Source organism: Sorangium sp. So ce296 (assembly GCF_051529605.1).
Taxonomy (GTDB): domain Bacteria; phylum Myxococcota_A; class Polyangia; order Polyangiales; family Polyangiaceae; genus Sorangium; species Sorangium cellulosum_D.
In genome coordinates, this window is record NZ_CP150325.1 from 8,793,682 (window position 1) to 8,808,492 (window position 14,811).

15 protein-coding genes are annotated in these 14,811 nt (G+C 71.1%); 9 read left to right on the plus strand and 6 right to left on the minus strand.

The features are described 5' to 3' along the window. The first annotated feature begins 54 nt into the window (after positions 1 to 54). The 3 genes from WME98_RS32515 (at position 55) to xylA (ending at position 3,995) form a co-directional block, all read left to right on the plus strand. Positions 55 to 810 carry a ferritin-like domain-containing protein gene (locus WME98_RS32515; protein ID WP_437945577.1) on the plus strand — a complete coding sequence of 252 codons (756 nt, stop codon included), beginning with the start codon at positions 55 to 57 and terminating at the stop codon, positions 808 to 810. Between the two features lie 236 nt (positions 811 to 1,046). Next, positions 1,047 to 2,162, plus strand: a complete 1,116-nt coding sequence (locus tag WME98_RS32520; RefSeq protein ID WP_437945578.1) for a hypothetical protein — start codon at positions 1,047 to 1,049, stop codon at positions 2,160 to 2,162. Between the two features lie 501 nt (positions 2,163 to 2,663). Next, the gene (xylA, locus tag WME98_RS32525; protein ID WP_437945579.1) at positions 2,664 to 3,995 is read left to right on the plus strand and encodes a xylose isomerase; all 1,332 of its coding nucleotides are present in this window, start codon (positions 2,664 to 2,666) and stop codon (positions 3,993 to 3,995) included. A 44-nt stretch (positions 3,996 to 4,039) separates the two neighbouring features. Here the strand turns inward: xylA and WME98_RS32530 are convergent, their stop codons facing one another. Beyond that, a complete protein-coding gene (locus WME98_RS32530) occupies positions 4,040 to 5,908 on the minus strand; it encodes a hypothetical protein (RefSeq protein WP_437945580.1) in 1,869 nt (622 codons plus the stop codon). Positions 5,909 to 6,275: 367 nt separating this feature from the next. Between WME98_RS32530 and WME98_RS32535 the strand changes: the two genes are divergently transcribed. The 6 genes from WME98_RS32535 to WME98_RS32560 all read left to right on the plus strand — a co-directional run bounded on the left by WME98_RS32535 (position 6,276) and on the right by WME98_RS32560 (position 10,265). Beyond that, positions 6,276 to 6,623 (plus strand): polyhydroxyalkanoic acid system family protein, encoded by a 348-nt coding sequence (locus WME98_RS32535; RefSeq protein WP_061625990.1) that lies wholly within the window; start codon positions 6,276 to 6,278, stop codon positions 6,621 to 6,623. Between the two features lie 12 nt (positions 6,624 to 6,635). Further along, a complete protein-coding gene (locus tag WME98_RS32540; protein WP_437945581.1) occupies positions 6,636 to 8,012 on the plus strand; it encodes a DNA topoisomerase IB in 1,377 nt (458 codons plus the stop codon). A gap of 253 nt (positions 8,013 to 8,265) precedes the next feature. After that, positions 8,266 to 8,772 carry a hypothetical protein gene (locus tag WME98_RS32545; protein ID WP_061625988.1) on the plus strand — a complete coding sequence of 169 codons (507 nt, stop codon included), beginning with the start codon at positions 8,266 to 8,268 and terminating at the stop codon, positions 8,770 to 8,772. A 444-nt stretch (positions 8,773 to 9,216) separates the two neighbouring features. Next, entirely contained in the window at positions 9,217 to 9,696 is a 480-nt protein-coding gene (locus WME98_RS32550) for a DUF2383 domain-containing protein (RefSeq protein WP_437945582.1), read from the plus strand. 57 nt (positions 9,697 to 9,753) lie between these two features. Then, positions 9,754 to 9,975 carry an addiction module protein gene (locus WME98_RS32555; protein ID WP_437945583.1) on the plus strand — a complete coding sequence of 74 codons (222 nt, stop codon included), beginning with the start codon at positions 9,754 to 9,756 and terminating at the stop codon, positions 9,973 to 9,975. Continuing rightward, entirely contained in the window at positions 9,972 to 10,265 is a 294-nt protein-coding gene (locus WME98_RS32560) for a type II toxin-antitoxin system RelE/ParE family toxin (protein ID WP_437945584.1), read from the plus strand. Before WME98_RS32555 ends, WME98_RS32560 begins: the two co-directional genes overlap by 4 nt. A 38-nt stretch (positions 10,266 to 10,303) precedes the next feature. Here WME98_RS32560 and WME98_RS32565 read toward each other — a convergent pair whose 3' ends face one another. The 5 genes from WME98_RS32565 to WME98_RS32585 all read right to left on the minus strand — a co-directional run bounded on the left by WME98_RS32565 (position 10,304) and on the right by WME98_RS32585 (position 14,676). Then, positions 10,304 to 11,470, minus strand: coding sequence for an acyl-CoA dehydrogenase (locus WME98_RS32565; protein ID WP_437945585.1), 1,167 nt, complete (start codon positions 11,468 to 11,470; stop codon positions 10,304 to 10,306). A gap of 297 nt (positions 11,471 to 11,767) precedes the next feature. After that, complete coding sequence (locus tag WME98_RS32570) at positions 11,768 to 12,901, minus strand: class I SAM-dependent methyltransferase (RefSeq protein ID WP_437945586.1); 1,134 nt, start codon at positions 12,899 to 12,901, stop codon at positions 11,768 to 11,770. A 37-nt stretch (positions 12,902 to 12,938) separates the two neighbouring features. Then, positions 12,939 to 13,142, minus strand: coding sequence for a hypothetical protein (locus tag WME98_RS32575; protein WP_061625985.1), 204 nt, complete (start codon positions 13,140 to 13,142; stop codon positions 12,939 to 12,941). A gap of 27 nt (positions 13,143 to 13,169) precedes the next feature. Further along, entirely contained in the window at positions 13,170 to 14,357 is a 1,188-nt protein-coding gene (locus tag WME98_RS32580) for an iron-containing alcohol dehydrogenase (RefSeq protein ID WP_437945587.1), read from the minus strand. Position 14,358: 1 nt separating this feature from the next. After that, positions 14,359 to 14,676, minus strand: coding sequence for a putative quinol monooxygenase (locus WME98_RS32585; RefSeq protein WP_437336672.1), 318 nt, complete (start codon positions 14,674 to 14,676; stop codon positions 14,359 to 14,361). Positions 14,677 to 14,811 lie beyond the last annotated feature (135 nt).

A 14,811-nucleotide genomic window follows, 5' to 3' on the forward strand; every position in this document is an offset into this window, starting at 1 on the left:
CCAGGCCCCAGTTGTGCCATCCTGTGCAACCCGAGACCCCCGCGAAGGTAGATCATGCGCCCGACGCCGACCGACTCCGCCATCGATTTCGCCGCCCTCGATCCGGGCGCGCTGCCGCCCGCGCTCGTCGAGCAGGCGCGCCTCGTCTGGGCCGACCGTGTTCGCACCGAGTACCAGTCCATCCAGATCGCGACGCGCTTCCTCGGCGAGGCCCTCGCGGCGGGCGAGCCTCTCGACGTCTCCCGCGCCGTCGCGGAGACCATCGAGGAGGAGATCCGCCACGCCGAGCTGTGCGGCCGCATGTGCGCGGCGCTCGGGGGCCGCGCGCCCGCGCCCCGCGACGTCGCCGCGCCGCTCGCGGACCTGCGCGAGGTCCCGCTCGATGAGCGCGTGCTCGCGAGCGCCATCTCGCTCTTCCTGATCGCCGAGGCGTTCTCGGTCGGCTACCTCCAGGATCTCGAGGCCCGCGCCGACCACCCGGTCACGCGCGCCGTGCTCGCCGCGATCGCGGGCGACGAGGCGGAGCACGAGGCCTTCGGCCCCGAGCTCGTCGCGCGCAAGCTCCGCGATCTCCCCCCGGCGAAGCGGGCCGCGTGGCGCGGGTTCACGGGCCGGCTCGTGCGCGGGCACCTCGATCGCGCCGAGCAGGTCCTCGCGCGCGTCCCGGCGGAGGACCGGTCGCTCGACCGCTGGCCCGAGCCCGAGCGGGCGACGCTCGGGCTCCTCGGCGAGGTCCGGCTCGCGCTGCTCTGCCAGCGAACCTACAAGGAGCGGCTCGCGCCGGCGCTGGAGAAGCTCGGGCTCGGCTGAGCTGAGATGATGGCTCCTCGCCGTGGGCCTGCCGGCCCTCGCGAGGGGGGATCCTGCGCCGTCACGAACCGAGGGCGCCGTCCATCGCGAGCCTTCCTGCCGCTCGCAGCTCCGGCAGCGGTGCGCGCGGAAGGCGGTGTCGAGATCGGGACGCGGCTGGGTGGCTGGTACGCTGTGTGTATTCGCCGGTGCGGGGAAGTGTCCTGAGGCGATTGCCGTACACCACGGCAGGTGAGGTGAACATGGTCGTGTCGATGCAGCAGACCGCGGCAGCGGCTGCGGGCGCCGTGATGGTGGCGCTTGCGCTTTTGGGGTGCGGGTCCGAGGGGGGCGATCCGCCGGGCGGAACGGGCGGGGAGGGGGGCGCCGGAGGCGCGCAAGGGGAAGGCGGGAGCGCGGACGGGGGCGGCGGCGCCGGCGCGCAGGGCGGAGGCGGGCCGTGGGAATGCGTGACCCTCGACCTCAAGCCCGGCGAGGTCGGCCCTGGCGGCGTCATGGCGCTGTTTCGCGACGACGATCTCAATTGGATCGAGTCCGTCGGAGGGAGCGCGCTCTCGGGGGAGTATGTGTACTTCGACGCGGACTACCAGCTCCGGCGCGTGCCGGTCGCCGGCGGCCCCGCGGAGACGCTCGGGGACTTGCCCAGCGGATGGCACTCCATGGTCGGCGACACCCTCGTCTGGACCGAAGAGCTGAGCTCGCAACGCAACGTGCGCCTGCTCGCCGCGCCGGCGACGAACCTGAGCGCCTCGACCGTGCTCGCGGAGGACATCCTCCCTCCTCGCATGCTCGCGCTCGACGACACGAACGCCTACTACGATCAGGGCGACCCGCAGGCGATCTGGAAGGTCGCTCTGGCCGGCGGCAGCGCCCCCGAGGTGCTGGTGCCGAGCGGCCACCCGCTCGGCATGATCAGCCACGACGGCGCGCTGTACTGGCTCGACTTCCAGACGACCCAGCTCGAGCGGGTGCCGCGCGAAGGCGGCACCCGTGAGCCGCTCGCGGAGGTGTTCTTCGGCGGGCCGATGGCGGCGGCGGGCGAGAGCGTCTTCTGGACCGACCACAGCCTCCACACGGTCAACCGGTGGCGCGACGGCGCAGCCGCCATCGACGTCCTCCACGACATCGAAAGGGTCCCGAACGGGGATCCCACGCCCTCCGCCATCGCCGTGAGCGGTGATACCGTCTACTGGCTTCAAGGCTTTGGCTGCGTCGAGCTGTGGCAGGTGAAGACGGACGGCACGGGCGCTCGAAGGACAGCGTCGGGCTTCTTCCTCGCCGATGGGCTCTCGGTCGACGAGAGCCACGTCTTCGTGATAGCGCAAGACGCGATTTACCGCGTCGACCGCTGACCGCCGCCGCCATCACCAGGTCTCCGCCTCGCGCCGGCCCGGCGTCGAGGCGCACCTGTCTTACACTGCGCTCCATCGGGGGCCGCCTGCGTTGTTCCTGCGGCGAGCGGGCGGCGGCTCGCCGTGGAGGTGCGCGGCCCTACAGCATCGCCGGAATCGTTTGGCGTGACGGCTGCGGGCGGCCCCCGGCTCAGCTAGCTTCGGTCAACGGCGGAGATGCCGGCGCCGACCCTAGCCACCGACCCGTCACCATGTTACTGCTAGCCGGAATTCCACTACGCGTGCAATTGACGCGAATTGACGCGCGTCGGTGGTTCGCCTGGCGTGAGGAGAGTCGAAGCCACGAGAAGCTCACGTGCTTGAAAGGCCCAACCTGGGCGTGGCGAACCTGACTCCCCCCTGGCCCCGAGGTCAGAGCCCTTGGGCTCACCTCGCCGGCCCCGCCGCCGAGAGCCCCCTCCGAACGAAGGCACACGCAAACCACGAGCTGGAGATCCGGTCATGACCGTTGTAATTGGAGACAAAGAGTATTTCCCCGGTGTCGGCAAGATCCCCTACGAGGGGCCCGAGTCCGACAACCCCCTCGCCTTCAAGTGGTACGACGCGAACCGCGTCGTCGCCGGCAAGGCGATGAAGGATCACTTCAAGTTTGCGGTGTGTTACTGGCACACGTTCTGTGGTCGCGGACACGACCCGTTCGGGCCGGGGACGATCAACTTCCCCTGGGACGAGGGCAAGGACGCGCTGGCCCGCGCTCGCATGAAGATGGACGCGAGCTTCGAGTTCATCACCAAGCTCGGCGCGACGCACTACTGCTTTCATGACATCGACCTCGTGGAAGAGGGCGACAGCCGCGCCGAGACGTCGCGCCGCCTCCAGAGCATCGTCGAGTACGCCAAGCAGAAGCAGGCGCAGTCGGGGATCAAGCTCCTGTGGGGCACGGCGAACCTGTTCTCCAACCCGCGCTACATGAACGGCGCCTCCACGAACCCGGATTTCGCCGTGGTGGCCTACGCCGGCGCCCAGCTCAAGGACGCCCTCGACGCCACCATCGCGCTGAACGGCGAGAACTACGTGTTCTGGGGCGGCCGCGAGGGTTACATGAGCCTGCTGAACACGGACATGAAGCGCGAGAAGGACCACTTCGCTCGCTTCCTGACCCTGGCGCGCGACTACGCGCGCTCGCGCGGCTTCAAGGGGACGTTCTTCATCGAGCCGAAGCCGATGGAGCCCTCCAAGCACCAGTACGACTTCGACGCCGAGACCGTGATCGGGTTCCTGCGTCAGCACGGCCTGGACAAGGACTTCAAGCTCAACCTGGAGACGAACCACGCGACGCTCGCCGGCCACACCATGGAGCACGAGATGCAGGTGGCCGCCGACGCCGGCATGCTCGGCAGCATCGACGCGAACCGCGGCGACTACCAGAACGCGTGGGACACCGACCAGTTCCCCTACAACATCAACGAGACCGTGGAGATGATGCTCATCCTGCTCCGCAGCGGTGGGTTCCAGGGCGGCGGCGTGAACTTCGACGCCAAGCGCCGCCGCAACTCGACGGATCTCATCGACACCTTCCACGGCCACATCGGCGGCATGGACGTGTTCGCCCGCGCGCTCATCATCGCCGACGACCTGATCCGCAAGTCGCCGCTCGAGTCGATGCGCAAGGCCCGTTACGCGTCGTTCGACAACGGCAAGGGCGCGGACTTCGAGCAGGGGAAGCTCACGCTGGAGCAGCTGGCCGAGATCGGCAACGCCGGCGGCGAGGTCAAGCTCACGAGCGGTCAGCAAGAGCTGTACGAGAACATCGTCAATCGCTACATCCGCTGAGCCGAGCGCTCGAGGGGACGACGGCGGGGCGACGCCGCTCGGGCTCACCGGCCCAGCGCGGCCATCTTCTCGTTCACCCAGTCGTCCCCCACGAGCGGGTGCACGCCGGCCCCGTCCCGCTCGAGATCGATCCCCACCGAGAGCAGGCCGCTCTTCACGAGGAACGCGCCGAGCGGGTCCTGCCCGTCCGATTTGGTGAGCCGCCCGCGGATGGCGAGGTTGCCGCCCTGCGCCTCCAGCAGCCTGAAATCGACCTCGCCCTCCTTGCGCCTCACCGTCGCCGAGGCCTTGAGCCCCTCCATCGTGAGGAGCCCCGCGGCCCACCCGGGGATGGCGTCCTCGGCGTCGAGCAGCGCCACCGCGGGCCTCGCGTCCTTGCACTCGAGCCGGATCGCCGCCTCCATCAGCCCCCGCCCCACCTTCCCGTCGTCGACGTCGATGCGCGCCCACCAGCCGGGGAGCGCCTCGCCCTCGTGCTCGATCGCGAGGTCCTCGATCTCGATGCGGCTCTTGCCGAGCTTCGCCGTCGGGCCGAGGAGGTTCGCCGCCTCGAGCGCCACGCGCGCCTTGATGTCGCCCTTCACCCGCGTCTCCTTCCACGCGAGCGCCCCTTGCTTGAGGAGGAGGCTCACCGCCCCCGTGCCTCGGCCGAGCGGGTCGACCTCGAGGCTGCTCCGCGCGAAGGCGGTGCCGCCCGTGAACCGCGGCGCGTCCGGGCCGGCGCCCTCCGGGTTGAGCCAGCGCAGGTCCGGGATCGCCGCGGCGACGATGTCCACCTTCGACGAGAACCCCGGCGGGAGCCGCATGAGGTGGAGCTCCGGCGCGTCGAAGGCGGCGCTCGCCCGCTCCACCACGATGGGCGGCAGCCCCTTGCCAGGGCGCTCGAGCGTCGCGCGGGGCACCGCCACCGCGAGGCGCGCCTGCCCGCGCTCGTCGACGCGGAGATCCACGTCCGCCGCGACGGCCGCCCGGAGCGACCCGGCGGAGGCCGCGAGGTGGCTCGTGCCGTACGAGAGGGTGCTGCCCGGCTCGACGTTGCCCCGGTTCACGACGAGGTTCGCCCGGAGCCCTCCGCTCCCGTCCTCGATCCGCGGCTCCGCGCCCTCACCGGTGTAGAAGTGGATGAAGTCGAGCCCGGGCAGCTGGGCGTCGAGGCGCACGCGCGCCCAGGTGGTGTCGAAGACGTCGAGCCCCTCGATGTCCCGCGGATCGAAGGTGTTCATCGTGACGTCGAGGTCGGCGTCGATCCGCGCGGCGACGCGGTCGGCGAGGTGGACCTCGCCCGAACGGAGCTCCAGCGCCACGGGCCCGACGCGGACCGAGCGGAGCGGCTTGTAGTAGAACCCCCCGCGCACGCGGCCGCCGCCGGCGTACCGGACCTGCTGGATCCAGACCTCCTTGAGCGTCGTGTCCACGCGCTCCAGGTGCACGGTCCAGAGGTTGTAGCCCTCGTCCGAGTTCTCGAGATCGCGTCTCGGCGGCAGCTCCGGCTTGAGCGGGGGGTTCGTGAACTCCGGGATGGGGGGGAGCGCCTTGATGTGCGGCGCCTCCAGATCGCGCTCGCTCGTGGGATCCACGAGCAGCCGCATGCGGAACGTGAAGCCCTCGGCGCGGATGTCCTCCGCGTGGAACTTCTTCCGGAAAAGATCGGTCAGGTGGATGTCCGCCTCCACCTCGTCGAGCAGCACCGCCCACTCCAGCAGGCTGTCGGACCCGCTGAGCCGGAGCTCCTTCACGTGCACGACGCCCGGCCAGAGGCTCCAGGCCGACCCGTAGAACAGCGTCGCGTCGGTCGGGTTGTAGCTGACGAGCCTCGCCACGAGCTTCGTGCTCAGCATGACGTTGCCGATGACGACGTAGCCGAGCCAGAGCGCGATCGGCAGGATCAACATCACCTTCAGCGCCTTGCTCATGCGCGGCCCGACCCACCCTCTGAGGCCACGCGAAGACGTCACGGCGAAAGCTCCCGGCATGAACGGGCGGAACGCACGCGCCGTGCCGCCGAGCTGGCCCGCATCGCGGCCGGCGGGCGCTGGGCTCGCCGTAGCGATCTGCCCCGCGTGTGGCGGAGGTCGCCACGCGCGGCGCGCGAAAGTGCGCGATCTTGCCCGGATTTCCCGAGAAATGCTCTGTTCGAGGCGGTCGCCCCCCGCCGGACCCGGCGGGCACCCCGATTGCTAACCCCGATTGCCACGCCGACCCCTGGCGACCGCTGCGCTGCCGAGCCTGTCGCACGTCAGCCTCCGCTGGAGCCGAGCTCCAGCCAACCCCGAGGTCATCATGAAGCACACGGTCCATCACGACCTGAACGATGAAGAAGCCAAGAACGCCGTCCTGAGGGCGATGGAGCGGTATCGCGAGCGGTACGCGGAGTACGCGCCGTCGATGCTCTGGAGCGACGAATGGCGCGCGGATCTCGGCCTGTGCTTCAAGGGGTTCCAGGTCGCGGGGCGGCTCGAGCTCCGGCCCAAGACCGTCGATGTCGAGATCGACGTGCCGTTGCCGCTGCGCATGTTCAAGCGGATGGCGATCGCCGCGATCGACTCGGAGGTGCGGCGGTACATCGACGAGGCGCACCGCGAGCGGTCGCGGCGCGCTCATGGCGCGACCCTGGGGGGAGCTGTCTGAGCTAGCCGCGCCATGCCGAGCGCCAGCACCAAGACCCCCCGATCCAGGCGGCGCCCGCGGAGCGCGCCGCGCCGCGCGCGGCGCGCCGCCCCGAGCGGCGCCGTCGTCCAGCGGCACCGCGTCAGCCTGTCGATCGAGACCGTCGAGACGGTCGAGCTCGCGCGCGCCGCGGGCGCGCTCGCGGCGGCCGCGCCGCTCACCCCGTCGCCGGTCGAGTCCGCGAAATCGGCCGGGCTCCGGTACGTGAACGACGACGAGCCGGGCATCTCTCGCCGGAAGGTGGGCAAGGGCTTCAAGTTCCTCGACCCCGAGGGTCGCCTCATCAAGGACGAGGCGACCCTCCAGCGGATCCGGCGCCTGGCGATCCCGCCCGCGTGGACCGGGGTGTGGATCTGCCAGAGCGAGCGCGGGCACATCCAGGCCACCGGCCGGGACGCGCGCGGCCGGAAGCAGTACCGGTATCACCCGCGCTGGCGCGAGGTCCGCGACGAGACGAAGTACGATCGCATGCTCGCGTTCGGCGCGGCGCTCCCGGCGATCCGCGCGGCGGTGGAGCGCGATCTCGCGCTGCCGGGGCTCCCGCGCGAGAAGGTGCTGGCGACCGTGGTGCGCCTGCTCGACGAGACGTCGATCCGCATCGGGAACGACGAGTATGCGCGCGACAACAACTCGTACGGTCTGACGACGCTCCACGACGAGCACGTCGAGATCAAGGGCGATCTCATCAGATTCCACTTCCGGGGCAAGAGCGGCAAGGAGCACGAGCTGACGGTGCGGGACCGGCGGCTCGCGCGCATCGTGAAGCGCTGCCAGGACGTGCCCGGCCACGAGCTGTTCCAGTACATCGACGGCGACGGCCAGCGGCAGCGCATCCACTCGGACGACGTGAACGAATACCTGCGCTCCCTCGCGGGGCAGGAGTTCACGGCGAAGGACTTCCGCACCTGGACCGGCACGGTGCTGTGCGCGTCGTTCTTCTGCGAGATGGAGGTCGCCACCTCGGCCCGCCAGATGAAGAAGTGCGTGGCGCAGGTGATCGACATGGTGTCCGCCCGCCTCGGCAACACGCGCGCGGTCTGCCAGCGTTGTTATGTCCACCCCGCGGTGATCCGCGCCTACACCGAGGGGGCCTTGCAGACCTTGCTCGAGGCGGAAGAGGCGGTCACGGACGAGGCGATCGCGGCGCTCCGGCCCGAGGAGGCCACGATGCTCCGGATCGTCCGCGGGTTCAGCGAGCGCGACGCGGTGCCGCTCGCCACACAGCTCCGCGAGAGCGTGCGCGCGGTCAAGGCGCGGCGGGCGGACAGGAGCGCAGCGCACCCGAAGCGCAGCGTGAAGCGCCCGAAGAACGCGAAGCGCCCGAGCGGGCAGCGGCGCGCCGCTGCCTGACCCGTCCCCAGCGCAACCCTAGCTCCCGCGCTTGCTGCGCCCGGCGCCGCGCCGCCGCGGGCAGCCGACGAGTGCGCCGTGTCCCCCCGTCACAGCGTGGCCATCTCGCCGTGGCATTGTGCCCCGGGCGCGGGGCGTTCTGCCGTCGATCTGTGAGCAGCTACGCAGACTTCACGCGATGGACGCGCCCGGTACGTTTCGTGTTCTGCGAAGGAGAAGCGAACGACGAGGACCCTCAGCCAAGGAGACATACATGGCGAGCCAGAGGTTGGTCACCGAGATGGTGCGGACACGTGTGGAGGCCGAGGACGCCATCCGGCGTATCCTCGACCACGGACACTCGCGCAGGGACATCTGCGTCATCGTGAGCGAGGCCGCCCGACGCCAGCACTTCTCGCGTTCGCGCGTGCAGGGCGCGGCCGTGAACGGCAATGCGCTCAGCGCGATCCTCGCCGCGGCGGGCGCGGGGCTCGTGGTGCCGGGGCTGCGGCTCGCGGTGGCCGGCCCCATCGCGGTGAAGCTCGCCGACGCGAGCTCGGGCGGCGAAACCGCCAGCCTGGGCAGCGTGCTCGTCGACGCCGGCATCCCGGAGCCGCGCGCGCCGGAGGTCGAGCGGCGCCTCAAGGAGGGGGCGATGCTCATCGGCGTGCTCGCGCGCGACGACGCGGACGCCGCGGCCGTGCAGGCGATCCTGCGCGGGGTCGGCGCCGGGGAGTCCTGCGGCACCAGCAAGGGCGCGCGCGTCTTCGCGACCCTCTGACGCCGCGCTCGGCCGCCCCAGCTGCGGCGGTATGCCCCCACCGCGCGCCGTCAGGGCGCCAAGGACGCCAGGAGAGCCCAGAGTGCACCTCTCGCTTCTCTCCTGGCGTCCCCGGCGCCCTGGCGGCTCGAGCTCTCCTCGTCCTCTCCTCGTCAGCTCCGACGCCTGAACGCCTCGCTCCCGCGATGAGCCCGCTGCCGCACGAGCGGGAATCAGTACGGGTGGAACGGGGTTTGAATAGAATCCAGAGAGCTCAACCGAGGCCGCCCCGGTCTGAGACGTGGATTACCCCTGACGCAACGATGGCCGTACGCTCTCTGCGACGAGGTCGAACATCGGCGGTCTCGCTCACGGTTCTTGCGCGGACGTAGGTCGCGCCGGCTGCTGCTCGGGAGGTAGGGAGGAGACGAATCGGCGTTCACCAGCAATCTCAGGAGAGTACCCATGGAACCGATCGCATTCGCAGACGAGAGCGTGGGCCTGGACGGCCTGATCGATGACGATTCGATCGAGCAGCTCAAATCGTTCTGCCGGGGCGAGATGTCCGCGGTGGAGACCTACCGTCAGGCGATCGCCGCCGCGCGCGAGGACTGGTTGGTGCGGCGGCTCCGGCTCAACCTGGCGTCGCACGAGGCGCGGGTGCAGATGCTGCGCCGGCGGATCGAGGAGCTCGGGGGCGACCCGCCGTCGAGCTCCGGGCCATGGGGCGCGTTCGCCAAGGTGGTCGAGCGGACCGCGGTGGCGCTCGGCCACAAGACGGCGCTCTCGGCGCTGGCGGAGGGCGAGGATCACGGCCTGAAGGACTACCGGAACGACCTCGAGGAGCTCGACTGTGAGTCGCACGTCCTGGTGCGCGACGTGATCCTGCCGCAGCAGGTGTCGACGCTCCGGACGCTGGCCGACCTCAAGCGCCAGCTGCCGTGACGCGGCCGGGCCCGGCGGATTGTTCTGGCGGGCGCGTCATGCGATACTTCCCGACGTATGGCCAAGGCTGCCCTGGACATCGCCCGACTGAGCCGCGACGAGCAGCTCGACCTCCTCGACGAGCTCTGGGCTCACCTCGGGCGAGACCCTGACGTGTTCCCTCTCAGCGACGCGCAGCGCGTCGAGCTCGATCGGCGCCTTGACGAGCTCGAGGCCGAGGGACCGGTCGGGCTCACGTGGGATGAGGTCGTCGCCCAGGCGCGCGCACGGTCACGGTGAGGGCGGTCCTCGTTCGGCCCGCTGCTGCGGCGGATATCGCGCGAGCATACGCCTGGTATGAGCGAGAGCGCGACGGACTCGGAGAGGAGTTTCTGACCGAGGTCCGCGCCGCGATGCAGGCGGCCGTCGAAGCACCCATGGCGTACGAGGTCCTGCACCGCCAGACACGCCGGGTGCTCGTCCGCCGCTTTCCTTATGGCCTGTTCTTCCGTCTGATGAACGGTGTCGTGGTCTTCGTCGCGTGCTTTCACACGCGTCGAAGACCCGAGTCCTGGACGCGGAGGCGCTGAGGGCGGCGCTGGCCGGTCGTCGGGGACAGCTCCCCCGCTCAGCCCTTCACGTCGTACTCCGCCTGGAGCATCTTCGCGATCGTCGACAGCTGCATGTTCGACGTCCCCTCGTAGATCTTCCCGATCTTCGCGTCGCGGTAGAGCTTCTCGACCGGATAGTCCTTGGTGAACCCGACGCCGCCCATGAACTCGATGCAGAGCGACGCCGCCCGCTCGGCCACCTCGGACGCGAACAGCTTGGCCATCGCGGCCTCCTTCACGAACGGCTGGCCAGCGTCCTTGAGCCGCGCGGCGTTGTAGACGAGGAGGCGCGCGGCCTCGATCTCCATGGCCACGCGCGCATACTGGAACTGCACGCCCTGGAAGCTCGCGATCGACTGGCCGAACTGCTTCCGCTCGCCCATGTAGCGCATCGCGTGCTCGAACGCCCCGGCGGCCAGGCCGAGCATCTGCGCGCCGATCCCGATCCGACCCTCGTTCAACGTCTCGATCGCGATCTTGTAGCCCTTGCCGACCTCGCCGAGCACGTTGCCCTCCGGCACCTCGCAGTCCTCGAGGACGAGCTCGCACGTGCTGGAGGCGCGGATACCGAGCTTGTTCTCCTTCTTGCCCACCGAGAACCCAGGGGACGTCCGCTCGACCACGAAGGCCGTGATCCCCTTGTACCCCTTCGACGGGTCGACGCTGGCGAACACAAGGAACAGCGAGCTCTCGTTCGCGTTCGTGATCCACAGCTTGCGGCCGTTCAGCACCCAGCGGTCGCCCTTGCGCTCGGCCCGGGCCGCGAGCGCGAAGGCGTCCGAGCCGGAGCCCGCCTCGCTCAGCGCGTACGAGCCGACCCACTCCCGGCTCAGCCGCGGGAGATACCGCTCCTTCTGCGCGTCGCTGCCCCAGCGGAGGAGCGCGTTGGCCACGAGCGTGTTCTGCACGTCGATGAGCACGCTGACGCTCGGGTCGACCACGGCGAGCGCCTCGACCGCCAGGATCGCGTTGAAGAAGCTCGCGCCGGAGCCCCCGTACGACTCCGGGATCTCGATGCCCATGAGGCCGAGATCGAACAGCGGAGGGAGCAGATCGCGGTCGAGCGCGCCCTGCTCGTCCATCGCCGCCGCGCGCGGCGCGACGCGCTTCCGGGCGAAATCTAGCACCGAGTCGCGGAAGAGGCGCTCCTCGTCGGAGAGCTGGGTGAGCGGAGGATGGGACACGACGGTTTCTCCTTGTGGGTGCATGGCGCGGCGCGGCGGAGGCGACCGCGGCGTCCCACTATGCACCGCGAGGACCGCAGGCGAAAGCCGTTCGAGCGCGCCCGCGGCGCCCTCCGCCGCGGGCCGGCTCATCCGTTGCATCGCGCCTCGCGCGCCTCCCGCTCCTCGCGCGCCTCCCCCAGAGGGCCCGGCGGCCCGATCGTCCAGGCTGCTACGCGCTCTCCCCGATCCAGGGCGCCGCGCGCGCTCCGCTGCGGGCGCGCCGCGCGGCGCGCCAGGGCTCACGCGCTCACGCGCTCAGGCGCGCCTGCCGGCGGGCGCGTCGCGCCGGCGGCACCGCAGCAGCGTGTGGGCGAGGCCGAGGTGGTCGATCTCCGCGTCGACGGTGAGCCCGGCCTCCTCGATGCAGCGCTTGATGTCGGCGGCGCTGTACATGCGGCTGTTCCCGTTCGCGAGGCACGTGAAATACAGGGAAGAGCCGTGCAGGCAGTGGACCGCCACCTCGTTTTCCTGACGATCCCAGAACGTGTCGAGGATCCAGAGCTCCGTCTGCTCGCCCATGGCGGCGCGCGCCCGCCGGAGGATCTGGGTGATGTCCGCCTCGGAGAAGCACACGAGGAACTGGCTCATCCAGATGGCGTCGAACCCCGTCGGGAACGCCTGTCCGTGATCCAGGAAGTCGATGGGCGTGCCCATGACGCGGCCGAGCAGGCCGTGCTGCTCCACGTTGACGCGCGCGTCCTCGAGCTGGCCCGGCAGGTCCAGGATCGTGACCCGCACGTCGGGGTCGTGCGTACAGCACTGGATCGCCCACCGGCCGGTGTTGCCGCCGATGTCGAGGAGCGTCTTCGGCCGCCGCTCGAACACGATGGGCAGCGCCTTCGGGAACGCCGAGTCGGAGTAGAGGTGATCGAAGGCGAACCAGCTCTCCCTCACCTTCGGCGGGAGCTCCGGGAGCGCCTCGTACACCGTCGGCCAATCGCCGAAGACCTTCAGGCCCGCCGGCTTGCCGCCCTCGATGGCCTCGTCGAGAAAGCGCATGCCCTCGTAGCAAACGTCATGGATGAAATCCATGTTGATACGGGTCATCCGGTCGTTCTCGACGACGAGCCCGACCCGCGTGATCGCGTAGCGCTCTTCACCTTCGCGCCCCCCTCGCCCGCCTCGCAGCTCTCCGTTGCCGCCGGCGAGCTCCACGAGGCCGAAGCTCAGGCTCGCCTCCAGCAAGGTCTTGGCCGCATAGGCGGAGAGGCCGGTGTCCTGGGCCACCTCCGCCGCCGTCCGGCCGCCCTTGCCGGCGCGCTGGAGCGCCCTGAGCACGCCCCGGTTTCTCATGACCCGCGCCACCTGGAACATGACGGGCGCGAACGCGATGCGCTGGGCGGCGAGCATGGCGTCGAGGGTGGGATTCGGGGCGGGATCGTTCTTCATCGAGCTCCGGTCGTCGGGGATTGAGGGGAGGGCGAGGCTAGCGAGCGCCCTCGCGCTGGAGGAGCAGGGCGAAGCCGCCGAGGCCCGTGAGCAGCGCGCACTCCGCCCGGCCCTCGTCGGCGAGCGAGATCCCCATCACGCCGCAGGCCAGGCCGAAGGCGAGGGTCGCGACGCCGAGCCGCCTCTCATCGGTCGGCCGGACGGACGGAGACGACGGTCGCGTGCGGTAGGGGCTTGCCACCCGGGGATGATACCACCGTCCCCGACGTCACAAGGACGCCGCGGCGATGTCGGTCAGCTCTTCGTCGGTGAGGGGGAGCGGGTTCGCCTTCATGCTGCTCGCCGCCCGGGCCTTCTGCACGAGCGCCGGGAGATCCGCCTCGCTCACGCCGTAGCGCCGTAGGCCCGGGATCGCGAGGTCGCGGCAGAGCTCGCGGACCCAGGCGATCCCCTCCTCGGCGGCGGCCCCGGCCCGCCCGGTGACGAGCGCGGCGAGCTCGTCGAAGCGCGGCAGCGCCGGGTGCGCCGGGGCGCGGCCGCGCAGCGCCCGCAGGTTCACCTCGAGGACGGCCGGCAGGAGCGCGGCGCACACGGCGCCGTGCGGCGCGTCGAACGTGCCCCCCACCGGCGCGGCGAAGCCGTGGACCGCCCCGAGGCCGGCGTTCGCGAGGCAGAGGCCGCCGAGCAGGCTGGCCACGGCGAGGTCGTCCCGGGCCGGCGCGTCCGCGCCCTCGAGGACGGCGCGGCGGAGCGAGCGCGCCGAGCGGCGGATGCCCTCGCGCGCGAGGCCGTCGGTGAGCGGGTTGCTGCGGATCGACAGGAGCGGCTCGATGAGCTGCGAGAGCGCGTCGAGCCCGCTCGAGGCGAGCACCTCGGGCGGCGCGCCCGCGAGCAGGTCGGGGTCGATCACCGCGAGGCGCGGCAGCATGTGCGGGCTGCGCAGGCTCGCCTTCACGCCGGCCTCCCGCGACGCGAGCACCGCGTTGCGCGTCACCTCCGAGCCGGTGCCCGCGGTCGTGGGGATCGCCACGAACGGCGCGGACGGCCGGGAGAGCGCCTGCCCGCGGCCGATGACCTCGAGGTAGTCGAGCGGGTCGCCGCCGTTCGCGAGCAGCGCGGCGATCGCCTTGCCGGCGTCGACCGCGCTGCCGCCGCCCAGGGCCACGACGACGTCGCACCGCTCGGCCGCGGCCCTCGCCGTGCCCTCGCGCGCGATCTCCACGGTGGGCTCGCCCGCGACGGCGAAGGTCACGGCGTCGATCTTCGCCTCGGCGAGCGCGGCGAGGAGCGGCGCGGCGCGGCCCGGGCACTGCCCGGTGACGACGAGCGCCCGCGTCCCGCCGAGGCCCCGCACGGCCGCGGGCACCTCGGCGAGCTTGCCCGCGCCGAAGACGATGCGCGTGGCGGTGGCGAACTCGAAGGCGAGCTCGGAAGGCCCGGAAGGCGGAGGCGCCACGTCAATACCCCGCGTCGTCCGGGAAGACATTGACGTATTTCCGGCTGGTCCGCGGCTCGGCCATCATGTCGGCGACGGTGTCCCGCCACCGCTTGTAATGCTCCGTTTCCTTGTGCGCGGCCGGCGCCTCCTTGGTCCTGTAAACCTCGACGAGCACGAAGCGCGCGGGATCCTCGATGTCCTGGACGACGTCGAACCGGGCGATCCCCGGCTCCTTGACGCTCTCGCGCGCGTTGTCGAGCGTCGCCTGGCGGAAGGCGCTCACGTGCTCGGGTTTGACATGCACATGGACATGCACGATGAACAGGCTGCTCTGCATGCGCGCAATCTAGCTCGGTCGCGCTGCCGCAGGAACCCGGCTCGTGACGCGCGGGCGCGCGGGGCCTCGCGGCGTCACCTGGCCTGGCCGCGCGCGGGCCGCCCGGCGCCCCCGCGCCCGCGGGCGCCGCCCGGC